This window comes from Micromonospora desertarenae (assembly GCF_056150265.1).
In genome coordinates this window covers 44,601-68,798 of record NZ_JAXCFQ010000017.1, presented here as the reverse complement: position 1 = coordinate 68,798, position 24,198 = coordinate 44,601, and the positions used below count along the sequence as shown (strand labels likewise).

Sequence of the window (24,198 nt, the reverse complement as noted above, 5' to 3'; positions counted from 1 at the left end):
GGTGGAGGGGTCGGGCGGGGTGCGGGACGGGGTGGCGCGGGTCAGGCGCTGCTCTCCGCCCGCTGGCGCAGGTGCTCGGCCACGGCGAGCCACTCCTCGGCGATCGCGCAGGCCAGGTCGGCGATGGCGTACGCGCAGTGCGGCGCGATCGAGTGCACGACCGTCTCCCACCCGTCGGGCGAGGTGGCCCGCGCGTCGAGCCACCGCAGGAGGCTACGTCCGCTGTCGGTGAACCGGACAGACGGATCACGGCGCAGGTTGCGCAGGATCGTCTCCCGGTCGCGCAGCGGGCCGCCCCGCACGCTCATCAGCCGGCGCAGTTCCCGCTCCGGGCTCGGCGGCTCCGGGCGGGGGCGGTTGCCGCGCTGGCGGGGTGGGATCGGGTCCTCGCCCCGGCGGATGCGTTCCCGCACGTCCCGCGCGGTGCCGGGCGAGATCCCGGCGCGCCGGGCCACCTCCCGCAGCGAGGCGTCGGGCCGCAGCGCGAACAGCTCCCCGGCGCGGCGGCGACCGTCGGCGCCGTTGACCGGGCGGACCCGGCCGTCGCGGCCGATCCGACTGTGCAACTGAGGCTGGTCCACAGTTGCACCCCGCCGGATGACGCCGACGGTCTTGGCGGAGAGGCCGGTCACGGCGGCGATCGCCCGGTCCGACCACTGTGGGTGGGACCGCAGGATACGGGCGGCCGCCGCCTCCCGGTCGGCCAGCGAGAGCGGTAGCCCGTGGGCGATGTTGGTCTCGACGGCGATCACGAAGGCGGCGTCCTCGCCGCCGTCGAAGAGCCGGCAGGCGATCTCCTCCTGGCCGCGCAGCACGGCCGCCCGGAGCCGGTGCATGCCGTCGATCACCCGCAGCGTCTGCCGGTGCACCAGGATCGGCGGCAGGTCGGCGTCGGAGTCGGCGAGCATCCGGACGTGCTGCACGTCCTCCCCGGAGAGCCGGGGCGAGTCCGCGGGCAGCAGCTTGCTGATCGGCAGCATGGTGACGGGGTGGTTCTCGGGCGATGGGGACGGCTTCGGGATCCGGGGCGGCTGCATGGGTCGCTTGACCTCCGTCGCCGAAGACGTGCTGGGCATGAGCTGGTGTGCGGGCATCGACAAGGCACTCCCCCGAGTTGTCTTGAATGCAACTTCGCCTGCGCTTTGTCCGGTCCGGTCGACCAATTCGATCCGCGAAATGACACAGTGCGCTCCGAAATGGACAGTTTGCTGCTCAGCCCCCTACCGCAACATGTCGTCACGGAGCGCGGACACAAAGCTATGAACGCGAAGCCGCCCGCGCAATCGGCATCGGGTTCCACATCGACATCTGTTGGTTATCTGACGATGACGAAGGGTCACATTTTCGGCCGATGAGTTTTCTCGCCAGCGACCCGGCAGCCCACTATGTTGCTGCCCATGGCTCATCGGGAGGCGCCGGCATCCATCGGACAACGTCTACTGTGGTTCCTGGAGCACTACCGCCCGGACACCGCGTCGCTGAACTGCCCAGTCGTGTGCAAACTGCACGGACCGCTCGACGTCACCGAGCTCCAGGTGGCCCTGGGCCGGCTGACCCGGCGGCACGAGGCGCTGCGGACGACGCTGGTACGCCGGGGTCGGGAACTCGTCCAACACATCCACGACGACCTGCCACCGCCGTTCGAGGTGGTGCCGCTGGCCGCCGAGCCGGACCGGCTCGACGCGGTGGTCGCCGAGGCCGTCGAGCGGGAGCTGCACACGCCGGTCGACGTCGGCCGCTACCCGCTGCGGGTCACCCTGTGGCGGCTCGGGCCGGACGAGCACATGCTCTGCCTCAACATGCACCACCTGGTCTCCGACGCCTGGTCGTGCGGCATCGTGTTGCAGGACCTGATCCGGTTCCTGGAGGCCGGGCCGGACGGCGACCCGGGGCTGCCCCCGGTGCGGTGGCAGTACCCGGACTTCGCCCGGTGGCAGCACGAGCAGCTGACCAGCGGCGCGCTGAAGGTCCACCAGGACTACTGGATCCGGCAGCTGCGCGGCATGAAGCTGGTCGAGCTGCCGCCGGCGGTGCCGGGCACCGACGGCGGCCGGCCCACCGGCATCGAGGTGGCCACGATCGACGCCGGCGTCTTCAACCGGCTCAAGGCGGTCGCCCGGGGCGAGCGGACCACGCCGTTCGCGGTGATGCTCTCGCTGTACTACCTGCTGCTGGCCCAGCGCACCGGGCAGACCGACATCTCGGTGGCGTCGCTGTTCGCGAACCGGTCGGTCAAGGGCGTCCAGACCACCGTCGGCTTCTTCGCGAACATGGTGGTGCTGCGCAACCAGGTCGACCCGGACGCCCCGTTCGTCGAGGTGGTCCGGCGGGTACGGGGCACCGTCATCGACGGCTTCCTGCACGAGGGCATCCCCTACCAGATGCTGCCGCTGAACCTGCAGAACACCTCCGGCCGGGTCGACGACGTGGTGTTCCAGATGCTGCTCACCCCGCCGCCGGGCACCAAGGTGCAGGCCCGCGGCGTGGAGTTCGAGCTGTACACGCCGGACTCGCTGGGCAGCCGGTTCGGCCTGGAGCTGGGCCTGATCCCGCAGCACACCGGCGCCTGCCAGGCGATGCTCTTCTACACCACCGACCGGTTCCAGCCGGCCTGGGCGGAGGAGTTCCTGGCGGACTACCTCACCCTGGCCCGGGCGGCGGCCGCCCGGCCCACCGAACCGCTCAGCCTGACCCGGGTGTGACGGTGCTCCGCTACGACGAGGCCGAGGTCGCCGGTCTCGCCGACCCGTACCCGCACTACGCCGAGCTGCGCGCCGCCGGCCGGGTGCTGCCCGCCGGGCCGGGCGCCTGGGCGGTCACCCGGCACGCCGACGTCACCGCGCTGCTGACCGACCCGCGGCTCAGCCACGAGTTCCCCGACCTGGTCTACCGGCTCTCCGGCGAGCCCGACGAGCTGACCGAGTTCTTCCGGGCCACGGTGCTCAACCGGGACCCGCCGCAGCACTCGACGCTGCGCCGGGCGATGGCCCGGACGGTCAACCCGCGTACCGTGGCGGCGCTGCGGCCCCGGATCGTCGAGCTGGTGGCGGAGCTGTTCGCGGCGATGGCCGACGCGCCGGCCGCCGACCTGGTCACCGACCTGGCCTACCCGCTGCCGGTCACGGTGGCCGCCGAACTGCTCGGCATCCCGGTGGCCGACCGGGCCCAGGCGCAGCCGCACGCCGTCGCGCTGGGGCGGATGTTCGGCTCCGGCGCCCCCACCGAGCAGGAACGGGCGGACGCCGTCCGGGCGGTCGGTTGGCTGCGCGGCTACGTCGGCGGGCTGCTGCGCGAGCGGGCCGGCCAGGACGGCGACGACCTGCTGTCGCACCTGCTCCGCGACGCCGAGGCGACCGGGGCGATCAGCCGGGAAGAGCTGGTCGACAACGTCATCTTCCTGTTCTTCGCCGGCTTCGAGACCACCACCAACCTGCTCTCCACCGGCGCCGCGCTGCTGCTGGACCGCCCGGAGCTGCTGGACCGGCTGCGCCGCGATCCCGGCCTCGCCACCAGCGCGGTGGAGGAGTTCCTGCGCTGGGACTGCCCGATCCACGCCACCTCCCGGGTGGTCCGCGAGCCGGTCACCGTCGGCGACCGGGTGATCCGGGCCCGCCGGGTGGTGGTGCTGCTGCTCGCCTCCGCCAACCGCGACGAGCGGCGGTTCCCCGAGCCGGACCGGATCGACCTGGCCCGCTCACCCAACCCGCACCTGGCCTTCAGCTCCGGGCCGCACCACTGCCTGGGCGCCACCCTGGCCCGGGTCGAGGGCGCGGCGGTCTTCGGTCACCTCGCCACCCGGCTGCGCCGGTTCGAGGCCACCGGCCCCGCGCACCGCCGCACCGGACTGGGCTTCCGGGGCTACGACCGGATCCCGGTGCGGGTGGTGTGCAACTGAGGAGACGCGCCAGTCAGCCGGCGGCGAAGGTGACCGGCAGCTGCTTCAGGCCGTTCATGAAGTTCGACTCCAGCCGGACCGCGGGGCCGGTGCGGCGCAGCCGGGGCAGGTGCGGCGCCAGCTCCTCGAAGAGCACGGCGGCCTCCACCCGGGCCAGGTGCGAGCCGAGGCAGAAGTGCGGCCCGACGCCGAACGCGACGTGCGGGTTGGGACTGCGATCCAACAGGAAGGTTTCCGGTCGGTCGAAGACCGACTCGTCCCGGTTGGCGGAGATGTAGTACAGCACCACCTTGTCCCCGGCCCGGATCCGTTGCCCGGCCAGCTCGGTGTCGACCACCGCGGTCCGGCGGAACTGCATGATCGGCGTCGTCCACCGCAGCATCTCGTCCACCGCCGTCGGCACCAGGTCCGGTTGGCCGGCGAGCCGGTCGGCCAGGTCGGGACGGTCGGCCAGCAGGTCGAGGCCGCCGGAGATCAGGTGCCGGGTGGTCTCGTTGCCGGCCACCACCAGCAGCAGCCACAGGTGGCAGTACTCGCTCTCGGTGAGCCGGCGGCCGTCCACCTCGGCGGTCACCAGCCGGCTCACCAGGTCCTCGCCCGGGTCGCGGCGGCGGGCCTTCGCGGCGGTGAGGGCGTACCCGAACGCCTCGACGAAGGTCTGCTTGAACACCTCCACGTCCCCGCCGCCGAACGCCGGGTCGTCGAAGCCGACCAGGTTGTTGCTCCAGCGCAGGAAGAGCCCCCGGTCCTCGCGGGGGATGCCGAGCAGGTCGGCGAGGACCAGCAACGGCAGCTCGGCGGCGACCTCGGCGACCGCGTCCACCGGATGGCCGGCGGTGGCCCGCCGCACGATCTGCCGGGCGTGCTCGGCGATGGCCGCGCGCATGCCGCGTACCACCGGGGCGGTGAAGGCGGCGGTGACCACCCGGCGCAACCGGGTGTGCGCCGGAGGGTCCATCCCGACCAGCAGCTGCCGGGAGCGCTCCAGGTCGGCCCGGGAGGTCGGATCGGCGAGGAACGCGCCGCGCTCGGCGGAGGAGAAGACCTCCGGCCGGCGCGACGCGGCGACCACCGCCGCGTGCCCGGTGACCGCCCAGTAGCCGCCGACCCGCTGCACCACCGTGCCGCGGGCCGAGTGCCGCCGCAGCGGCACCTCGGCCACCCAGCCGACCGGCGCCTCCCGGCGGCGGCGGGCGAACTCGGCGAACGGCGGACCGTCCAGATAGGTGGCCGGGTCGGCGAGGCTGCCGGTGCCGGCCCGGGTCAGCTGGGCGCTCACCGGACGGACACCTCCGGCCGCTGCCCGGCCCGGCGCTGCGCCGGCTCCGGCCGGTCGCCGTCCGGCCCGGACGGGCCGTCCGGGCCGGCCAGCAGGCCCCGGCGGCGCAGCGCCGGCATCACCCCCTCACCGAACCAGTACGCCTCCTCCAGGTGCGGCTGCCCGGACAGGATCAGGTGGTCCAGCCCCTGGGCGTGGTACTCGGCGATCCGGTCGGCCACCTCCTCGTGCGACCCGACCAGGGTGATCCCCGGGCCCTGGCGGACCAGGCCGTACCCCGCCCACACGTTCGGGTAGATCTCCAGCCGGTCGGTACGGCCACCGTGCAGCGCCGCCATCCGGCGCTGCCCCTCGGAGTCGCTGCGGCGGAACCGCTCCTGGGTCCGGGCCACCAGCGCCGGGTCCAGGTTGGCCACCATGGCGTCGGCCACCGCCCAGGCCTGCTCCGAGGTGTCCCGGCTGATCACGTGGAACCGGGTGCCGAAGGCGATCTCCCGGCCGGCCTCGGCGGCCAGCGCCCGTACCGAGGACACCAGCGAGCCGGTCTGCGCGGGCAGTTCGGCCCAGGTGAGGAAGACGTCGGCCCGGCGCGCCGCGACCTGCTGCGCGGCGGCGGAGGAGCCGCCGAGGAAGATCGGCGGTGGGTCCGGCCGGCGCATCACCGTCGCCCCGGCCACCCGGTAGTGCTCCCCGTCCAGGTCCACCGGGCCCGACCAGGCGCCGCGCAGCACGGCCAGGAACTCGTCGGCCCGCGCGTACCGCTGGTCGTGGGCCAGCCAGTCGCCGTAGCGGTGTTGCTCCTCCGGGTCGCCGCCGACCACGACGTTGAGCAGCAGCCGGCCGCCGGAGATCCGCTGGCAGGTGGCCGACATCTGGGCGGCCAGGGTCGGCGACAGCAGCCCGGGGCGGAACGCGACCATGAAGCGCAGCCGCGCGGTGCGCTGGCTGAGCGCCGCCGCGACCAGCCACGGGTCCTCGCAGAAGATGCCGAACGGCACCAGCGCGCCGGCGAAGCCCAGCCGGTCCACGGCGCCGGCCACCTGGCTCAGGTAGTCGATGTCGGGGTCCCGGCGCAGGGTGGCCACGCCGGGTGGCCCGCCGGCGCGCGGCCTGGCCACCTCGCGGCCGTCGCCGTGGGCCGGGATGAACCAGTAGAGCTGCAGAGACATGGCGCCCCCCGGGTGAGCGGACCGGCACGCACCGTTCAGCGCGATCGTCCGGAACCCTCACATCCGTCGGTCCGCGCCGTCAACGCGGCCGGTTCCAGCACCAGCACCGGCTTGACCACGGCCCCGGCCAGCAGGTCGGCCAGCGCCGCCTCCGGGTCGTCGAACGGCCGGTAGGCGACCAGTTCGGGGAAGGGGAACCGGCCCTGCTCGGCCAGCCGCAGCAGCGCCGGCACCAGCTCCTCGGGGCGCCCCTCGCCGCCCAGCGAACCCTGGATCCGCTTGCCGCGCAGCATGGTCTGCTGGTCGACGGCGAACGTCTCACCCGGCCGGGCGGCCCCGACCAGGCAGCACGTCCCCGGCATGCCCACCGCGTCGACCGCCTGCCGGACGACCCGGGGGTCGCCGGTGCACTCCACCGTGACGTCGGCCGGCCCGTCGCAGCGCTCCCTGACGGCCCGGGCCACGTTGCGGACGCCGGTCACGTCCACCGTGTGCGTGGCGCCGTAGCGGCGGGCCAGGGCCAGCCGGGCGGGATCGCGGTCGACGGCCACGATGGTGGTGGCCGCCGTGCACCGGGCGGCCATGACCGCGGCCAGGCCCACCGCGCCGACGCCGAACACCGCCACCGACGCGCCCGGTTCCGGGCGGGCCGCGTAGAGCACCGCCCCGGCGCCGGCGCTGATCCCGCAGCCCAGCGCGGCGACCGCGGCCAGCGGCAGGCTGGTCCGCACCGGCAACAGCGCCGCGGCCGGCAGCACCGCGTGGCTGGCGAACGACGACTGGCCGAAGAACCGCCCGGCCACCGGGGTGCCGTCGGCGCGGCGGAACACCGCACCGCCGTCCGGGCGGCGCCCGCCGAACAGCAGCCCGGGCAGGTCGGCGCAGTACCGCGGCCGGCCACCCCGGCAGTGCCGGCAGCGCCCGCAGGCCGGCCAGCCGAGCAGCACGGCCTCGCCGACGGCCGGCGAGGTGACGCCCGGTCCCACGTCGAGCACCCGGCCGACGCCCTCGTGCCCCAGCACACCGGGCAACGGGAAGGCCGACCGGCCGGACCGGGCGTCGGCGTCGGTGCGGCAGACCCCGGAGGCGACGATCCGCACCAGCACCTCGCCCGGGCCCGGGCCGTCCAGGCGCAGCTCCTCCAGCCGCAACGGGTGGTCGGGAGCGGGCGCCACCGCGGCGGTCACCCGCACCGTCGCCGCCTCCACCCGAGCGCCACGACGCGAGGATAGGGGCCCGGCCGCCCGGCGGCACCGTGTGCGAGGTCGCGCAATCCGCGCGCGTTGTCCCCGCCACGCGACGGGACATAGCCTCGACAGCCACTGTCAGAGGCCGACCGGTCAGGGGATGCTCATGCAACCGGCGATTGTCGACCGTATCGAGGACATGTACGTCAAGCACCAGGCCGACCCGTACCCGGTGTACCGGGAGTGGCGGGACAAGGGCCCGGTCGTGGTGGACGCGGACGGGAAGGTCATCGTCCTGGGCCATGACGACGCGAAGGCCGCGCTGGCCGATCCCGCGGTCAGCGTCGACCCACGGGACAGCCGCTGGTACCAGCAGCGCGCCGCGGCCGGCGAGGTCAGCGCCGAGGAGGAGCAGCGCTACGCCGACGCTCCGTTCATCGAACTGAATCCGCCCGAGCACACCCGGCACCGGCTGCTGGTCGGGCAGGCGTTCGCGGCCCGCGCCGCCCGGGCGGCGGAGCCCACCCGGCTGGTGGTCGACGGCCTGCTGGACCGGCTCTCCGGCGGCAGCGAGTGCGACGTGGTGCGGGAGTACGCCTACGCGATCCCGATCCGGGTGCTGTGCGCGTTGTTCGGCATCGCCGGCGAGGACGACCGGCAGCGGGTGCAGGACTGGTCGCACTTCATCTCCCGCTCGATGGACCCGTCGAACCCGGTGGACCCGGCCGAGGTGGACCGGGTCTCCGGCGAGCTGCGCGGCTACCTGGAACGGCTGGTCGACGCCCGGGCCGCCGAGCCGGGGGACGACGTGGTCAGTGCCATGCTGGCCAGCCGCAGCGGCGACCAGCGGCTCACCCGGGCCGAGGTGGTCAACGGCCTGTGGCTGCTGGTCGTCTCCGGGCACGAGACCACCAGCAGCCTGATCGCCAGCGGGCTCTACAGCCTGCTCACCGAGCCGGCGCTGGCCGACCGGATGCGGGCCGAGCCGGCGAAGATCCCCGGCCTGGTGGACGAGCTGCTGCGGCTGACCCCGCTGGTGCAGTGCCTGTGGCGGCACGTGAAGCAGGACACCACGCTGCCGAGCGGGGCGCGGCTGCGCGCCGGCGACAGCATGGTGATCGTGCTGGCGCAGGCGAACCGGGACCCGGAGCGGTTCGCCGACCCGGACCGGCTCGACCCGGACCGCACCGAGCAGCACCTCAGCTTCGGCGCCGGGCCCCACTACTGCCTCGGGGCCACGCTGGGCCGGTTGCAGGCGAACCTGGCGCTGTCGGCCTTCCTGCGCCGGGTGGTGGCGCCCGAGTTGGCCGCCGAGCCGCCGGGCACGCCGCGGGCGCTGGGCGGGCTCACCTCGCTGCCGATCCGGTACGCGGAGATCCGCCCGGCCGGCTGAGCGCGGGTGCACCGGAGGGGCGGGGCGGCCGACGGCCGCCCCGCCCCTCGTCGTGCTGGTCAGTAGCGGTAGTAGTCGGCCTTGTACGGCCCCTCCACCGGCACGCCGAGGTAGGCGGCCTGTTCCTTGGTGAGTTGGGTGAGTTTGGCGCCGAGGGCGTCCAGGTGCAGGCGGGCGACCTTCTCGTCGAGGTGCTTGGGCAGCACGTACACGCCGATCGGGTACTCGTCGGTCTTGGTGTACAACTCGATCTGGGCGATGGTCTGGTTGGCGAACGAGTTGGACATCACGAAGCTGGGATGCCCGGTGGCGTTGCCCAGGTTCAGCAGCCGACCCTCGGACAAAACGATGATCGCGTGCCCGTCGTCGAAGCGCCACAGGTCGACCTGCGGCTTGATGTTCTCCCGGGTCACGTCCGAACGCTTGGCCAGCCCGGCCATGTCGATCTCGTTGTCGAAGTGACCGATGTTGCCCACGATCGCCTGGTGCTTCATCCGCGCCATGTGCTCGTTGGTGATCACGTTGAAACAGCCGGTCGCGGTGATGAAGATGTCCGCCTGCTCCACCACGTCATCCAACGTCGCGACCTGGTAGCCGTCCATCGCCGCCTGCAACGCGCAGATCGGGTCGACCTCGGTCACCACCACCCGCGCACCCTGACCCCGCAACGACTCCGCGCAGCCCTTACCCACATCGCCGTAGCCCATCACCACGGCCATCTTCCCACCGATCAGCACATCGGTGGCCCGGTTGATCCCGTCGATCAACGAGTGCCGGCAACCGTACTTGTTGTCGAACTTGCTCTTCGTCACCGAGTCGTTCACGTTGATCGCCGGGAACAACAGCGTCCCGGTGCGGTGCATCTCGTACAGCCGGTGCACACCGGTGGTGGTCTCCTCCGTCACGCCCTTGATCCCGGAGGCGATGCGGGTCCACCGCTGACCGTCCTCGGTCAGCGACCGGTGCAGCAGGCCGAGGATGACCGCGAACTCCTCCGAATCGGCGGACTCCACCGGCGGCACCACACCCGCCTTCTCGTACTCCGCGCCCTTGTGCACCAGCAGCGTGGCGTCACCACCATCATCGAGGATCATGTTCGGGCCCTGACCGTCCGGCCAGGTCAACACCTGCTCGGTGCACCACCAGTACTCCTGAAGCGACTCACCCTTCCACGCATACACCGGCACACCCGCCGGCGCCTCCGGCGTGCCGTCCGGGCCGACCACGACCGCCGCGGCCGCGTGGTCCTGGGTGGAGAAGATGTTGCACGACGCCCACCGCACCTGCGCACCCAACGCGACCAGGGTCTCGATCAGGACGGCGGTCTGAATGGTCATGTGCAACGAACCCGTGATCCGGGCCCCGGCAAGCGGCTGCGCCTCGGCGAACTCACGACGAATCGCCATCAAACCCGGCATCTCATGCTCGGCAAGCCGGATCTCCTTGCGCCCGAACTCGGCGAGCGACAGATCCGCCACCTTGAAGTCCCGGCCGGGGCCGGTGGGGTCGGCGGCGACGGTCAACGGTTGTGTCGTGGTCATGGAGTCTCCGAATCGGACGGTGGACACGGAACGGTGCCCCACCGTAACGCCGGGTCGCCCCGCCGGTCGTCCGGCGAAATTCCACGCTTGAACAGCTACGGCAGCAGCTCGCGCACCGCTGCCAGTTCGCGCAGCGGGTCCGGGCCGACCGGCGCGAGCTGGAGCATGGTGACGCCGGCCGCGGCGTACGCCGCCACCCGCTCGCGGACGTGACCGGGCGGGCCGATCAGGCAGACCGCCTCCAGCAACTCGTCCGGCACGGCGGCGGCCGCCTCCGCCTTGCGCCCGGCCAGGTACAGCTCCTGGATCCGGTCCGCTTCCGCCGGGTAGCCGTACCGGGACACCAGGTCGTGGTAGAAGTTGCGCCCCCGGGCGCCCATCCCGCCGACGTAGAGGGCGATCCAGCGCCGGGCGTGCTCGCGCGCCGTGGCCAGGTCGGTCCCGATGGCGAACGGGCCGCCGCCGACCACCTCCAGCGGATCGAGGTCGCCCGGGCGCTTCGCCGCCCCGGCGGCCAGCGCCTCTCCCCACACCTGCGCGGCCTTCTCGGGCAGGAAGAGCGCGGGCAGCCAGCCGTCGGCGACCTCCGCGGTCATCCGGACGTTGGCCGGGCCGAGCGACGCCACGTAGATCGGGATCCGCTCCCGGACCGGACGGGTCAGCATCTTCAGCGGCCGGCCCAGCCCGGTGCCCTGCTCCGGCGGGAGCGGCAGCCGGTAGTGGCCCTCGTGGCGCAGCGTCTCCCGGCGCCAGGCCCGCCGGCACAGTTCGACGACCTCCCGGGTACGCGCCACCGGATGGTCGTACGCGACCCCGTGCCAGCCCTCCACCACCTGCGGTCCGGAGGCGCCGATGCCGAGCAGCGCCCGGCCGCCGGAGAGCGCGTCCAGGCCGGCGGCGGTCTGCGCGAGCAGGGCCGGGGTGCGGGTGTAGATCGGCAGGATCGCCGACCCGAGGCCGACCCGCTCGGTCCGGGCGGCCAGGAAGCCCAGCACGGTGACCGCGTCGAAGCCGTACGCCTCGGGCACCCAGAGCACGTCCACGCCGACCCGCTCCCAGGCGACCGCGCGCTCGGCGGTGGCCCGCACGTCACCGGCGTAGGGCAGGATGACACTCAGCCGCACGGGACCCCCTCGTGGTGGCGGATGCGGCACACGCTGGAGGTTCCGCGTCGCCGGTTTCCGCCACCTTCGCCGCCGGGTGGCGGCGTCGTCAACCGCGACCGGCCGGTCAGCCCTCGGCGCAGCGGTCCGACAGCGCGTAGCGCACCAGCACCACGTCGCCGATCTGGCGTACCTCGGCCACCCGGGCCCGCCGGCCGGGGTGCCACGGGAACCGGCCGTCGCCGACGAACCGGGGCGCGCGGCAGTCGCCGACGAAGAACGGCGCGACCACCAGGTGCAGTTCGTCGGCGAGCCCGGCGGTGAGGAACTGCCGGTGCACGTTCGCGCCGCCCTCCACCATCAGCCGGCGTACGCCCCGGGCGGCCAGGTCGGCCAGCAGCCGGGCCGGGTCGACCGGCTCGCCCGCGTCCACCACCTCGGCGAGCGCGCCGAGCCGGTCCCGGGTCTTCTCCACCACGGCCGCGGCACAGTAGACGATCCGGTCGGTCTCGCCGACGGTGAAGAACCGGCCGGCCGGGTCGAGGTCACCGGTCGCGGTCAGGGTGACCCGGGTCGGCGAGGCGGGCAGACCCCGGTCGGCGCGGGCGGCCCGGCGCCGCGCCGAGCGCACCAGCAGCCGCGGATCGTCCCGCCGGACCGTGCCGGCGCCGACCAGGATGGCGTCGCAGCCGGCCCGGACCGCGTCGATCCGGTCCAGGTCGGCCGCGTTGGACAGCAGCAGCCGCTGCTCGCTGGCGTCGTCGAGGTAGCCGTCGATCGACGTCGCGCAGCTGAGCACGACGTACGGGCGCTCAGTCACGGACCAGCGGGAGGTCGAGGGCGTGCGCACCGCGGCTGGCCTTGGTCGCCAGGTAGCCGGCGTTGGCCGGGGAGAGGTACACCCCGGTGGCGACCCGCCCGGCCACCGTCACGCCGTGCCCGCGCAGCTGCGCGGCCTTGTCCGGGTTGTTGCTGAGCAACGCGATCCGGGGCACGCCCAGCGCGGCCAGCATCTGCGCGGCAACCGTGTAGTCCCGCTCGTCGGGCCGGTGGCCGAGCGCCTCGTTCGCCTCGTAGGTGTCCAGCCCGGCGTCCTGCAGCGCGTACGCGTCGAGCTTGGCGTACAGGCCGATGCCCCGCCCCTCCTGGCGCAGGTAGAGCAGGAAGCCACCCCGGTCGCTGATCCGCTCGGCCGCCTCCCGCAACTGCGGTCCGCAGTCGCAGCGCTGGCTGCCGAAGACGTCGCCGGTCAGGCACTCGCTGTGCGGCCGGACCAGCGGTGGGGCGCCGCCGGCGGCACCCCGGTCGCGGGCCCCCGTCCAGTCCCCCAGCCCGAACGCCAGATGCTCCCGGCCGTCGACGAGGCCGTCGAAGGTGAACACCCGGGCGTCCGTGGCGTACCCGTCGGGGAACCGCAGCGGGACGGTGACCTGGGTCCGGACGGCGGCGGGTGGCAGTGGTTCGGACATGGAACTCCTCATCAGACGGTGCCGGCGGGCACGCGGGCACGGCGGGCCACCAGCACGGCGGCGCCGGGCAGGCTCGCGACCAGCACGAGCGCTCCGTACACCGTCGCGGTGGCGACCCCCTCGGCGGCGGTCAGGCCGGCGGCGCCGAACGCCCACGCGGCCACGCCCTCGCGCGGCCCGAACCCGGCGACGTTGGCGGGCACCCCCATCGCCAGCAGGGCGAGCAGGGTCAGCGGCGCCAGCAGGGTCAGCGGCGCGGTGGAACCGGCGGTCCGGGCCGCGAGCAGGAACGTCGCCAGGTGACCGGCCACCGCGACGGCGGAGGCGGTCAGCACGCCCAGCCAGGTGCGCCGGGCGAGCAGCCCGGCGCGGACGTCGGCCGCCGCGGTGCGCACCGCCCGCGCCCACCGGGACGGCCCGGTGCGGGGCAGCGCGCGGGCCAGCAGCGCCACCACCAGCCCGGCCACCACCGCCGACGCGGTGACCGCCGGCAGGTACGGCCGCACCGGCGACGGGAAGGCCAGCAGCACCACCAGCGCGACCCCGGCGAGCACGGCCTGACCGGCGGCCCGTTCCCAGACCACCGCGCGGATGCCCCGGGCGACGTCGCCGACGTCCCGCCCGTGCCGCACCGCCCGGTGCACGTCGCCGAGCACCCCGCCGGGCAGCGTCGCGTTCAGGAACACCGCGCGGTAGACGTGCGCCACGGCGGTGCGCAGCGGCAGCCGCACCCCGAGCCCGCCGGCGACCAGGCTCCACCGCCAGGCGCAGCAGACCGTGGTGAGCACGCCGATGCCGAGCGCCGCCGCGAGCGCCGGGGCGTCGATCAGCCGCAGCCCGGCCAGGAACGGGCCGACCCCGAGCCAGCCGAGCAGGACGGCGAGCACGCCCACTCCGCCGAGGGTACGCGCCCACGCCCAACCCGGCCGTCCCGCCGGCCGCGCCGACGCGGCGCCGTCGCCCTCTGCCCCCACCCGAGCCTCCCCGCACGATCTCCCTGCTCATAGGCACGTGCCGGCGGACCGGTCGGTTCAATCGCCACCGGCGCCACCGGCCAGCAGGTCGCTGTGCCGGACCACGACGCCGAGCCGGCCGGCCGCCGCGTCGGCCAACCGGCGCCGGCGGTACGCCACTGTCGCGTCGGCCAACTCCGGCCGCTGCTCGCAGGCCGCGTCCAGCCAGCCGGTGAACCACTCGGCCGCCAGCTCGGCCTGGTCGGGGCCGAGCCGCCACGGGCTGGGCCGCACGTCGACGCCGACCCCGCGCCGGGCGAACGCGGCGACGGCCGCCTCCACCGCGTCCGGGCCGAGCAGCGTACGGCCGGCCAGCGTGCGGCGCTGGTGGTCGTTGAACGCCGCCGCGACCGCCCCGTCCAGCGGGTCGGCCGGGGTCAGCTCCACCCGCCCGGTCACCGAGATCATGAACAGCGCCGGGCAGCCGGCGCCGGAGCACGCCCCGACCAGCCGGTCGACCTCGTCGGCGGTGAGCATGTCGAGCAGCGCGGAGGCGACCACCAGCGAGGTGCCGGCCAGGTCGGCGGCGGTGAGCCGGGTCAGGTCGCCCTGCCGGGTGGCGACCGTGACCGGCGCGCCGTCGGCGGCGACCAGGCCGGTCATCCCGGCGGCGGCCCGGCGCAACAGGTCCGCGTCGCGGTCGTGCAGCACCCAGTGCTGCGGGCCGGGCAGGCGCGGGGCCAGCCACCGGCCCAGCGAGCCGGTACCCGCGCCGAGGTCGTGGACCACCAGCGCGGCGCCGCCGGCCAGCCGGCCGCGGACCCGGTCCACCAGGTCCGCGGCGCGGGCCGCGGCGTCGGCGGGCTCGCGCAGCGCGAGCCACCGCGCGAAGTCCGGGGGCAGGGAAACCGTCATGCCGGCATCGCCTCCTTCAGCACCTTGCCGGTCAGCGTCGCGGTGAGCGTCCAGTCGTCGAGGGTGTCCCGCCGGGCCCGGGCCGCCGCCCGCAGCCGGTCGCGCAGCGGCGGGTCGCCGAGCCACCGGCGCAGCCCGCCGGCCAGCGCCGCCGGGTCGCCGGGCGGCACCAGCAGCCCCGGCGGGGTGCCGTCCGGCGCCCGGCCGAGCGCCTCCGGCAGCCCGCCGGCCGCCGTGCCCAGCACCGGGATCCCGCGGGCCAGGGCCTCGGTGACCACCATGCCGTACGTCTCACCGCGCGAGGCCAGCACCAGCAGGTCGGCGCCGGCGTACGCGGCGGCGAGCCGCTCCCCGGCCAGCGGGCCGACCAGCCGCACCCGGTCGACGAGACGGTGCGCGTCGATCCGCCGGCGCAATCCGGCGACGAAGTCCGGGTCCCGGTCCAGCGGTCCGGCGCAGACACAGCTCCACGGCGCGTCGGCGACCCCGGCCAGGGCGTCCACCAGCACGTCGTGTCCCTTGTGCGGGGTGACCGCGGCGACGCAGAGCAGCGCGGTGCCGGCGGCGGTGCCGGGCGCCACCGGCGCCGGGTCGACCCCCGGCCGGGCGACGTGCACCCGGTCGGCCGGCAGCGGGTAGGCGGCCAGCAGCCGGGTCCGGGTCCACTCGCTGGTGGTGACCACCGCGGTCGCCGCCGCCAGCGCGGCGGCCTCGGCGTCCCCGCCCAGCGGCAGGTGCACCAGCGGCACCAGGCGCAACCGGCGAGCCTGCGGGGTCAGCACCTCGGGCACCGCCGAGGCGACCAGGCCGTCCACCAGCACCATCGCCCCGTCGGGCAGCGCGGCGAGCCGCCCGGCCAGTCCCCGGCGCTCGGCCGGTGTCGGGTCGGGCCACCCCCCGGGCACGGCGTGCTCCCGCACCGACCAGCCCGCCGCGGCGAGCCCCTGGCAGAGCCGGCGGTCGTAGTGGTTGCCGCCGCTCGGCCGGGCCGGGTCGTCGATGTCGTTCGGCAGCACGACGTGCACCACGTCCATCAGAGATGCCGTTCGTAGCTGGCCCAGGCGATGTGCGACTCGTGCAGGGTGACAGTGATGCCGGCCAGGCCGCGCGCGCCCGGGCCCAGGTCGCCGGCGTGCACCCGGTCGGCGAGGCGGTCGGCGACCGTGCGGGCCAGCACCTCCGTGGTGGTGTTCACCCCCGCGAACGCCGGCTCGTCGTCGAGGTTGCGGTAGGTCAGCTCGGCGAGGACTGCCTTGAGCTGCTCGGTGGCCAGCCCGATGTCGACCACGATGCCGTCGGCGTCCAGGTCGGCCCGGCGGAAGGTGGCGTCGACCACGAAGGTCGCCCCGTGCAGCCGCTGGGCGGGGCCGAAGACCTCCCCCCGGAAGCTGTGGGCGATCATCATGTGGTCCCGGACGGTCACGCTGAACACTGATCACTTCCCGTCGTAGCTGATGAGGTGGCACAGGGCGGGCAGGCTGCCCGTGGTCAGTCGGGGCAGCACGTCGGGCAGCTCGGCGAACGGCGACTCGCCGGTGATCAGCGCGTCGAACACCGGATCGGCGAGCAGCTCCAGGGCGAGCGCGAGCCGGTCGGCGAAGCCGCGGCTGGCCCGGCGGGCGGGCGCCACCGCGCCGACCTGGCTGCCGCGGATGGTCAGCCGTCCGGAGTGGAAGTTGCCGCCCAGGGCCACCTGCACCGGGCGGTCGCCGTACCAGCTCAGCTCGACCACGGTGCCCTCCGGGGCGAGCAGGTCCAGCGCGTGTTGCAGCCCCGCTCCGGTGGCGCTGGCGTGCACCACCAGGTCCCGGCCGCCGGTCGCCCGCGGCGGGGTGGCGAACTCCACGCCCAGCGCCGCGGCCACGCCGGCGCGGGCCGGGTCGACGTCGACCAGTTCCACCCGGACGCCGGGGAACCGGGCGAGCAGGGCGGCCACGCAGCAGCCGACCATGCCGCCACCGACCACGCTGACCCGGTCGCCGACCAGCGGCGGGGCGTCCCAGAGCGCGTTGACAGCGGTCTCCACGGTGCCGGCCAGCACCGCCCGGGCGGGCGGCACCGCCTCCGGCACCGGCACCACCGCGCTGGCCGGCACGACGTACGCGCTCTGGTGCGGGTAGAGGCAGAACACGGTGCGCCCGCGCAGGTGGTCCGGGCCCTGCTCGACCTCGCCGACGTTGAGGTAGCCGTACTTCACCGGGGCCGGGAAGTCGCCGTCCTGGAACGGGGCGCGCATCGCGGCGTACTGGCTGGCCGGCACCCGGCCGGCGAAGACCAGCGTCTCGGTGCCCCGGCTGACCCCGGAATAGCGGGTGCGGACCAGGACCTCGTCGGGGCCGGGCGCGGGCAGCGTTACCGGGCGGATCTCGCCGCGGCCGGGGGCGCGGAGCCAGAAGGCGTGGGCCTCTCGGGTCACCGGCATCTCCTCACCCGACCGAACCGAACGGCCGGATTTTCCGTGTACCCCGGCAGGGGGTTGTCGATCATAGACACGGAGGCACGGTGCCCACGGTTCGAACTGGTCCGGTGATCGGGCTGATCTTCCAGATTGTCCTGCTCGCCGGCCTCGCCGGAACTGTCGGTCTCGGCGGCGCCGGTTGGCTGGCCGGGCTGGCGTACGCGGCGGTCGGTCACGCCGTGCTGAGTCGGGGGTTGCGGCGCTGCGGCGCGGCCGGGCTGGGCCCGGCGGACCGGGTGACGCTGACCCGGGCGGTGCTGGTCGGTGGCGTGACGGCGCTGGTGGCGGACTCCGCGTACCGGCCCACCCCGGTCGGGGTGCTGGTCGCGCTGACCGCTGTCGCGCTGCTGCTGGACGCGGTGGACGGCCGGGTGGCCCGGCGCACCGGCACCGCGAGCGCGTTCGGCGCTCGCTTCGACATGGAGGTCGACGCGTTCCTCATCCTGGTGCTCAGTCTGCACGTCGCGCCCTCGGCGGGCGGCTGGGTGCTCGCGATCGGCGCGATGCGGTACGCCTTCGTCGCGGCGGCCCGGGTGCTGCCCTGGTTGCGCGGGCCGCTGCCGGCCCGCTACTGGCGCAAGGTGGTCGCCGCGGCGCAGGGGGTGCTGCTGCTGGTCGCCGCGTCCGGGGCGCTGCCCCGGACGCTGACCGTGCTGGTGCCGGCGGTGGCGCTGGCGCTGCTGGTGGAGTCCTTCGGCCGCGACGTCGGCTGGCTGTGGCGGCACCGTCCGGTCCCGGCCGGCCCGCCACGCGCCGGCCGGACCGTGCCCGGGCCGGCGCTGCCCGTCGGCCCGGTGCCGCTGCCGATCCGCCGGCACCCCACCCGAACCGGCGAGCCGGCCGGCGACCGCGACCTGTCGGTCGCCCCGCCCGTGCTCTCGTTGCGCTGACCCCGGAGCCGTGATGCCGACCCACACCCCGCCCCGCCCGTCGCCGACCGGCCCGGACGCATCCGGTGCGCACCGCCCCGAACCGTCCGGGGCGGAGCACGAGGCACCGGACGCCGGCCCACCGCGTACCACCGCCGGGCGCGGCGGCCGGCGCGGCCGGGCCGCGGCGAGGTGGGTGACCACCGCGCTGGCCGCGCTGCTGGTGCTGGTCGCGCTCGCCCTGCCGAGCCGGCCCGGGCAGCTCACCCCCGCCGCCTTCCTGCGCGTTCCGCTGGAAGGGCTGCTGCTGGCCGCCCTGCTGCTCGCGCTGCCGGGCCGGCCGCGGCGGCTGGTGGCCGCCGCGGCCGGGACGCTGCTCGCCCTGCTGACCGTGCTGAAGCTCGCCGACCTGGGGTTCCGCTCGGCGCTGGGCCGGCGCTTCGACGTGGTGCTCGACTGGGCGCTGCTCGACGACGCGGTCGCCTTCCTCACCGACTCGTTCGGGCGGGCCGGTGGCACCGGCGCGGTCGTCGGCGTGCTGGTGCTGGCCGTGGCGCTGGTGCTGGCCCTCACCGCGGCGGCGCTGCGGCTGGCCGGGCTGGTGGCCCGGCACGAGGTCGGGGCGCGCCGGGTGATCGCCGTGCTGGTGGTGCTCTGGGTGGCCGCCGCGACCACCGGGGTGCGGGTCGCCCCCGGCGTGCCGGTCGCCGACACCGCCGTCACCGCGCTGGTGCGGGACCACGCCCGGCAGGCGCAGGCGCGGCTGCGCGACCGGGAGGCGTTCGCCGCGCAGGTGGGCGCCGACCCGTTCCGCGACACCCCGGGCACCGAACTGCTGACCGCGCTGCGCGGCAAGGACGTCATCGTCGCCTTCGTGGAGAGCTACGGCCGGGACGCGGTCGAGGACCCGGAGTTCGCGCGGGTCGGCGAGGTGCTGGACGCCGGCACCGAGCGGCTGCGGGCGGCCGGGTTCGCCGCCCGCAGCGGCTTCCTCACCTCGCCCACCACCGGGGGCGGCAGCTGGCTGGCCCACGACACGCTGCTGTCCGGGCTGTGGATCGACAACGAGCAGCGCCACCGCAGCCTGCTGGCCAGCGACCGGCTCACCCTCGGCGGCGCCTTCCGGCGGGCCGGTTGGGACACCGTCGGGGTGATGCCCGCCGCCACCCAGCCGTGGCCGGAGGGGTCGTTCTTCGGCTACGACCGGTACTACGACGCCGCGGGCCTGGGCTACCGGGGGCCGAAGTTCAGCTACGCCCCGATGCCCGACCAGTACACCCTGGCCACCTTCCAGCGCCGGGAGCGGGACGTCGCCGGCCGCCCGCCGCTGATGGCCGAGATCCCGCTGATCTCCAGCCACTCCCCCTGGACCCGGATCCCCAAGGTGATCGACTGGGCAGCCGTCGGCGACGGCAGCGTCTACCACGACGCCGCGGTCAGCAACCCGAAGTCGCAGCCCCGCGCCGGCTACCGCAAGGCCGTCGAGTACTCGCTGCGCACGGTGATCTCCTACCTGGAGACGTACGGGGACCGGGACCTGGTGCTGGTCTTCCTCGGCGACCACCAGCCAGCCCCGGTGGTCACCGGCGACGACGCCAGCCGGGACGTGCCGGTCAGCATCGTCGCCGCCGACCCGGCGGTGCTCGACCGCGTCGCCGGCTGGGGCTGGCAGGACGGGCTGCGACCGGGGCCGGACGCGCCGGTCTGGCCGATGGACGCCTTCCGCGACCGGTTCCTGACCGCCTTCGGCGCCGGCCCGCCGGCCGGCCGGGCGCACGGCCGCTGACGCGGGGCCGGTGGCCGCGGCCGGCGGCGAGACGCACGCGCATGCGGTCGCGCGTCCCGCGCATGGCCCGCGGCGCGCGGCCGGCGTTGGATGGAGGGCATGACGATCAACGAACAACCGGTGCTGGTGCTCGGCGGCACCGGCAAGACCGGCCGCCGCGTCGCCGACCGGCTCGCCGCGCTCGGCCGGCCCGTCCGGCTCGGTTCCCGCACCGGCACGCCCCCCTTCGACTGGACCGACCGGGCGACCTGGCCGGACGCGGTGGCCGGCGTCGGCGCGGTGTACCTGTCGTACCAGCCGGATCTGGCGGCGCCCGGCGCGGTGGAGACGGTGGAGTCGTTCACCCGGCTGGCGGTCGCCGCCGGGGTGGACCGGGTGGTGCTGCTCTCCGGCCGGGGCGAACCCGAGGCCGAGCAGGCCGAGCGGGCGGTACGGCAGGTGGTGGACACCGCCGGGGGCCGGTGGACGGTGGTGCGGGCGAGCTGGTTCCAGCAGAACTTCAGCGAGGGCCCGTTCGTCCACGACGTACGGCGGGGCGAGGTGGCGCTGCCGGTCGACGGGGTGGCGCAGCCGTTCGTCGACGCGGACGACGTCGCGGCGGTCGCCGTCGCGGCGCTGACCGGGGACGGGCACGCCGGCGAGGTGTACGAGGTGACCGGCCCGCGGCTGCTGACGTTCGCCGACGTGGTCGCCGAGATCGCCGCCGCGACCGGCCGGCCGGTCCGGTTCACCCCGGTGCCGGTCGCCGAGTACACCGCGGCGCTGGACCGGGCCGGCGCGCCGGCCGACGTGGTCGCGTTGCTGACGTACCTGTTCACCGAGGTCCTCGACGGGCGCAACGCCAGCCTGGCCGGCGGCGTGCGGCGGGCGCTGGGCCGCCCGCCGCGGGATGTCACCGAGTACGCCCGGGCCACCGCGGCGACCGGCGTGTGGGAGGCGTGAGATGACAGTGCTGCGTACGGTCAGCCTGCTCGCCGCCGCGGTGTCCACCGGCCTGATGGCCGGCCTGTTCGCGGCGTTCGCCTACGCGGTGCTGCCCGGCCTGGTCCGGGCGGACGACCGGACCCTGGTCCTCGCCATGCAGCGCATCAACGAGTCCATCATCAACGGTTGGTTCCTGCTCTGCTTCCTCGGCGCGCTGGTGTGCACCGGGCTGGCGGCGGCGCTGCACCTCGGCGCGGCGCACCGGTCCGTGCTGCCGTGGATCCTCGCCGCGCTGCTGCTCTACCTGGTGGTGCTGGTCGTCACCGGGACGGTGAACGTGCCGCTGAACAACCAGCTGGCCGCCGCCGGCGATCCGGACCGGGTGGCCGACCTGGCCGCGGTGCGGGACCGGTTCACCGCCGACTGGGTGCGCTGGAACCTGGTCCGCGCGGTCGCCTCGACCGCCGCGTTCACGCTGCTCGGCTGGGCCCTGGTGGCGCACGGCCGGCTGACCGGCTGACCGGCCGGGCGGCCGGGCGGGCCGGGCGGCGGCGCGCTGGCCCGCCCGGGGCGGCGACCGACCGGGGCGCGGGGTCAGCCCGGGGTGATGAGGTCGGTGTAGTCGGCCGCGCTGAGTGGCTGCCGGGACAGCGACCCGTCCGCCCGCGGTACGCCGAGCGGCTGCCCGCGCCGCAGGAACGACACGGTCTCCACGTCGGTGCGGGCGGTCAGGGTACAGACCAGCTGCCCGAAGGCGAGCACCTCGTCGCTGCGGCCCGCCTCGTCGTCGACCGCGCCGACGTCGACCTCGGCGTGGGCGCCGGTGATCCGCACGGTGGCCCCGCCGACCGCGCCGGGCAGCGAGCTGGTCAGCCCCCGGTCCCGTTCGGCGGCGCTCGGGCCGGCGAGCAGGTGGGCCAACTGGGCGTCGGCCGTCGGGGCGGCGTCCAGCCGCCGCTCGACCGGCACCAGCCGGTCGTCGCGGACGAAGCAGAGCACCTCGGCGACCCGGCCCGCCGGGGAGGTCGCCTCGCCGGTGGCCGTCGAGGGGAACGGGCCGCGCGGCGCCGGCACGGTGCGGGGGGTGTCCTCGACCGGCACCCCGCACCCGGCGAGCAGCAGCACGAGCGCGGCGAGGGCGGCCCGGCCCACCGCCCGCCGGCCCGGCCCGCCGCCGCCGGTGTGCCGGCTCATCGGAGGGCCTCGGGCAGTTCGACCCGGAACCGGGCCCCGCCGCCGGGGCGGTCCCCGACCTCGGCCCGGCCGCCGTGGGCGGCGGCGTGCTGGGCGACCAGGGCCAGCCCGAGGCCGCTGCCGTCGCCGCCGGCCCGGGCGTGCGCGGCCCGGGCCCGGACGAACCGGTCGAAGACCGCCTCCCGCTCGGCGACCGGCACGCCCGGACCCTCGTCGTCCACCTCGACGACGCCCGTCCCGCCCTGCCGGGCCAGCCGCACGGCGACCGGCCCGCCGCCGTAGCGCACCGCGTTGTCGAGCAGGTTGACCAGGATCTGCTCCACCCGGCGCCGGTCCACCGACCAGGTCGTCGCGGTGCCCGGCGCGACCCGCACCAGCGCGTCGGGCAGGGACCGGGACCGGCAGGCCTCCCGGGCCAGCGCCGCCACGTCGACCGGCGCCCGGTCGGCCGGCCGGTCGCTGCGGGCCAGCTCGATCAGGTCGTTGACCAACTGCTGGAAGCGGGCCACCTCGTCGGCCACCAGACCGGCGGCCAGCGCGGTCCGCTCGTCGAGGTGCTCCCGGCGGTTGGCCAGCACGCTCGCCGCGGCGGACAACGTCTGCAACGGCGAGCGCAGCTCGTGGCTGACGTCGGCGGCGAACCGGCGGTCCCGCTCGATGCGCCGGGCGAGCTGGTCGACCATGTGGTTGAACGAGGTGGAGAGCCGGGTCAGGTCGGGGTCGGTGGTCGGCGCCAGCCGGGCGGTGAAGCTGCCGGCCGCGATCTTCTCGGCCGCGTCGGCGACAGCGGTGAGCGGCCGCAGGCTGTGCCGGGTGGCGTACCAGCCGACGGCCGCGCCGGACCCGGCCACCACGATGGCGACGGCGGTCAGCGCCAGGGCGAGGACCTGGAGCGTCTCCTCCAGCTCCCGCAGCGAGGTCACCTCGTAGTAGCCGACCGCCTCGGCCACCGGCACGCCGACCAGCAGGGCCGGCTGACCGTCGATCCGGACCCGCTGCACCGCCGGTTCCCCGCCGCGCACCAGGCGTTGCAGCTCGGCGGGGACGGCGGCGGTCAGCCCGTCGTCGGCGGTACGCAGGTACCACTGGTCGTCGCGGTACAGCAACGGACGGCGGTTGCCGCCGGTGTCCAGCGACCGCAGCACCTCCGCCACGTCGGGCGCCTCGGCGTCCAGGCCGGTGCGCACCACCGCCGCGTCGAAGTACGCCGCGCGCAGCGCGGTGCGCTCCCGCTCGTCCAGCAGTGACCGCCGGGTCAGCTCGTAGGACACCAGGGCCATCGACGCGGCCAGCAGCAACGCGCCGACGGCGAAGCCGGCGGTGACCCGGGCCCGCAGGCCGAGCCGCCTCATCGTTGCAGCTTGTAGCCGAGCCCACGCAGGGTGACCAGGTGGCGCGGGTTGGCCGGGTCGCTCTCGATCTTCTGGCGGAGCCGGCCGACGTGCACGTCGACGAGGCGTTCGTCGCCGGTGTGGTAGCCCCACACCCGGCTGAGCAACTGCTGCCGGGACAGCACCCGTCCGGCGTGCTCGGCCAGCTCGCAGAGCAGCCGGAACTCGGTGCGGGTGACCGGCACCGGCTGCCCGTCGCGGCGTACCTCGCCGGCCTCCGGGCTGATCTCCAGTTCACCGAAGGTGAGCACGGACACCGCCGGGGCGGCGGCCCGGGCGCGCCGGCGCAGGGCGCGCAGCCGCGCGGAGAGTTCCTTGATCGCGACGGGCTTCACCACGTAGTCGTCGGCGCCCGCCTCCAGCGCCGCGACGATGTCGTGGGTGTCGTCGCGGGCGCTGATCACCACGATCGGCACGTCGTCGTCGCGGCGCAGCTGCCGGATGCACTCGAAGCCGTCCAGCCCCGGCAGCATCAGGTCGACGAGCACGTTGTCGGCCGGGTCCTGACGCTGCGCGCGGAGTCCCTCCTCCGCGGTGGCCGCCCCGCGTGCGGCGTAACCCTCGTCCTCCAGGGCGAGCAGCAGGGCCAGACGGATCCGGTCGTCGTCCTCGATCACCAGTACGCCCGTCATACCCGCATCATCCCCGGCACCCCGCCGGGCGCCCAGCCCT

The 24,198-nt window shown here is 75.4% G+C and carries 22 protein-coding genes and 1 pseudogene; 7 read left to right on the top strand and 16 right to left on the bottom strand.

The window, feature by feature from the left end:
- Positions 1-41: 41 nt before the first annotated feature.
- The gene (locus SM577_RS27675) at positions 42-980 is read right to left on the bottom strand and encodes a ParB/RepB/Spo0J family partition protein (RefSeq protein WP_302919915.1); all 939 of its coding nucleotides are present in this window, start codon (positions 978-980) and stop codon (positions 42-44) included.
- Positions 981-1,397: 417 nt separating this feature from the next.
- Here SM577_RS27675 and SM577_RS27670 point away from each other — a divergent pair, with 417 nt between their 5' ends.
- Together SM577_RS27670 and SM577_RS27665 are read left to right on the top strand one after the other, a co-directional pair.
- Positions 1,398-2,702: a condensation domain-containing protein gene (locus SM577_RS27670; RefSeq protein WP_474581041.1), complete on the top strand. Its 1,305-nt coding sequence runs from the start codon at positions 1,398-1,400 to the stop codon at positions 2,700-2,702.
- On the top strand, positions 2,699-3,895 hold the full coding sequence (locus SM577_RS27665) for a cytochrome P450 (protein ID WP_302919917.1): 1,197 nt from the start codon (positions 2,699-2,701) through the stop codon (positions 3,893-3,895). The genes SM577_RS27670 and SM577_RS27665 overlap by 4 nt, the downstream gene beginning before the upstream one ends.
- Before the next feature lie 13 nt (positions 3,896-3,908).
- On the opposite strand, the gene SM577_RS27660 is transcribed toward SM577_RS27665, so the two are convergent.
- Genes SM577_RS27660 through SM577_RS27650 form a run of 3 tightly spaced genes read right to left on the bottom strand, consistent with a single transcriptional unit; the run spans position 3,909 to position 7,551 of the window.
- Positions 3,909-5,174, bottom strand: a complete 1,266-nt coding sequence (locus tag SM577_RS27660; protein ID WP_302919918.1) for a cytochrome P450 — start codon at positions 5,172-5,174, stop codon at positions 3,909-3,911.
- Positions 5,171-6,343 carry an LLM class flavin-dependent oxidoreductase gene (locus SM577_RS27655; protein WP_474581044.1) on the bottom strand — a complete coding sequence of 391 codons (1,173 nt, stop codon included), beginning with the start codon at positions 6,341-6,343 and terminating at the stop codon, positions 5,171-5,173. The genes SM577_RS27660 and SM577_RS27655 overlap by 4 nt, the downstream gene beginning before the upstream one ends.
- Before the next feature lie 35 nt (positions 6,344-6,378).
- Positions 6,379-7,551 (bottom strand): NAD(P)-dependent alcohol dehydrogenase, encoded by a 1,173-nt coding sequence (locus SM577_RS27650; RefSeq protein ID WP_474588350.1) that lies wholly within the window; start codon positions 7,549-7,551, stop codon positions 6,379-6,381.
- Between the two features lie 145 nt (positions 7,552-7,696).
- On the opposite strand from SM577_RS27650, the gene SM577_RS27645 reads away from it, so the two are divergent.
- Positions 7,697-8,923, top strand: a complete 1,227-nt coding sequence (locus tag SM577_RS27645; protein WP_474588349.1) for a cytochrome P450 — start codon at positions 7,697-7,699, stop codon at positions 8,921-8,923.
- 59 nt (positions 8,924-8,982) lie between these two features.
- On the opposite strand, the gene ahcY is transcribed toward SM577_RS27645, so the two are convergent.
- From ahcY to SM577_RS27600, 9 genes are all read right to left on the bottom strand, one after another.
- Positions 8,983-10,464, bottom strand: coding sequence for an adenosylhomocysteinase (gene ahcY, locus SM577_RS27640; RefSeq protein ID WP_474588348.1), 1,482 nt, complete (start codon positions 10,462-10,464; stop codon positions 8,983-8,985).
- 95 nt (positions 10,465-10,559) lie between these two features.
- Positions 10,560-11,588, bottom strand: coding sequence for an LLM class F420-dependent oxidoreductase (locus SM577_RS27635; RefSeq protein ID WP_302919923.1), 1,029 nt, complete (start codon positions 11,586-11,588; stop codon positions 10,560-10,562).
- A 106-nt stretch (positions 11,589-11,694) separates the two neighbouring features.
- On the bottom strand, positions 11,695-12,387 hold the full coding sequence (locus SM577_RS27630; RefSeq protein ID WP_302919924.1) for a RibD family protein: 693 nt from the start codon (positions 12,385-12,387) through the stop codon (positions 11,695-11,697).
- Positions 12,380-13,036, bottom strand: a complete 657-nt coding sequence (locus SM577_RS27625; RefSeq protein ID WP_474588347.1) for a GTP cyclohydrolase II — start codon at positions 13,034-13,036, stop codon at positions 12,380-12,382. The genes SM577_RS27630 and SM577_RS27625 overlap by 8 nt, the downstream gene beginning before the upstream one ends.
- Positions 13,037-13,047: 11 nt before the next feature.
- Entirely contained in the window at positions 13,048-14,010 is a 963-nt protein-coding gene (locus SM577_RS27620; protein WP_474588346.1) for a lysylphosphatidylglycerol synthase transmembrane domain-containing protein, read from the bottom strand.
- Between the two features lie 57 nt (positions 14,011-14,067).
- Positions 14,068-14,904, bottom strand: a complete 837-nt coding sequence (locus tag SM577_RS27615; RefSeq protein WP_474588345.1) for a class I SAM-dependent methyltransferase — start codon at positions 14,902-14,904, stop codon at positions 14,068-14,070.
- A complete protein-coding gene (locus SM577_RS27610; RefSeq protein ID WP_474588344.1) occupies positions 14,901-15,938 on the bottom strand; it encodes a glycosyltransferase family 4 protein in 1,038 nt (345 codons plus the stop codon). Before SM577_RS27610 ends, SM577_RS27615 begins: the two co-directional genes overlap by 4 nt.
- Complete coding sequence (locus SM577_RS27605) at positions 15,938-16,336, bottom strand: 6-pyruvoyl trahydropterin synthase family protein (RefSeq protein ID WP_302919928.1); 399 nt, start codon at positions 16,334-16,336, stop codon at positions 15,938-15,940. The genes SM577_RS27610 and SM577_RS27605 overlap by 1 nt, the downstream gene beginning before the upstream one ends.
- Before the next feature lie 3 nt (positions 16,337-16,339).
- Complete coding sequence (locus SM577_RS27600; RefSeq protein WP_474588343.1) at positions 16,340-17,320, bottom strand: zinc-dependent alcohol dehydrogenase; 981 nt, start codon at positions 17,318-17,320, stop codon at positions 16,340-16,342.
- A gap of 86 nt (positions 17,321-17,406) precedes the next feature.
- On the opposite strand from SM577_RS27600, the pseudogene SM577_RS27595 reads away from it, so the two are divergent.
- The 4 genes and pseudogenes from SM577_RS27595 to SM577_RS27580 all read left to right on the top strand — a co-directional run.
- Positions 17,407-18,189 (top strand): annotated as a pseudogene (locus tag SM577_RS27595) (CDP-alcohol phosphatidyltransferase family protein); the annotation flags it as partial.
- A 76-nt stretch (positions 18,190-18,265) separates the two neighbouring features.
- Positions 18,266-20,017, top strand: coding sequence for a sulfatase (locus SM577_RS27590; protein ID WP_474588342.1), 1,752 nt, complete (start codon positions 18,266-18,268; stop codon positions 20,015-20,017).
- Positions 20,018-20,116: 99 nt separating this feature from the next.
- Positions 20,117-20,959, top strand: a complete 843-nt coding sequence (locus tag SM577_RS27585; protein ID WP_474588341.1) for an NmrA family NAD(P)-binding protein — start codon at positions 20,117-20,119, stop codon at positions 20,957-20,959.
- A 1-nt stretch (position 20,960) separates the two neighbouring features.
- Positions 20,961-21,461, top strand: coding sequence for an anthrone oxygenase family protein (locus tag SM577_RS27580; protein ID WP_474588340.1), 501 nt, complete (start codon positions 20,961-20,963; stop codon positions 21,459-21,461).
- Positions 21,462-21,535: 74 nt separating this feature from the next.
- On the opposite strand, the gene SM577_RS27575 is transcribed toward SM577_RS27580, so the two are convergent.
- Genes SM577_RS27575 through SM577_RS27565 form a run of 3 tightly spaced genes read right to left on the bottom strand, consistent with a single transcriptional unit; the run spans position 21,536 to position 24,158 of the window.
- On the bottom strand, positions 21,536-22,135 hold the full coding sequence (locus tag SM577_RS27575; protein WP_474588339.1) for a GerMN domain-containing protein: 600 nt from the start codon (positions 22,133-22,135) through the stop codon (positions 21,536-21,538).
- Positions 22,132-23,487 (bottom strand): sensor histidine kinase, encoded by a 1,356-nt coding sequence (locus tag SM577_RS27570; protein ID WP_302919933.1) that lies wholly within the window; start codon positions 23,485-23,487, stop codon positions 22,132-22,134. The genes SM577_RS27575 and SM577_RS27570 overlap by 4 nt, the downstream gene beginning before the upstream one ends.
- Positions 23,484-24,158: a response regulator transcription factor gene (locus SM577_RS27565; RefSeq protein WP_302919934.1), complete on the bottom strand. Its 675-nt coding sequence runs from the start codon at positions 24,156-24,158 to the stop codon at positions 23,484-23,486. Before SM577_RS27565 ends, SM577_RS27570 begins: the two co-directional genes overlap by 4 nt.
- Positions 24,159-24,198: the final 40 nt, after the last annotated feature.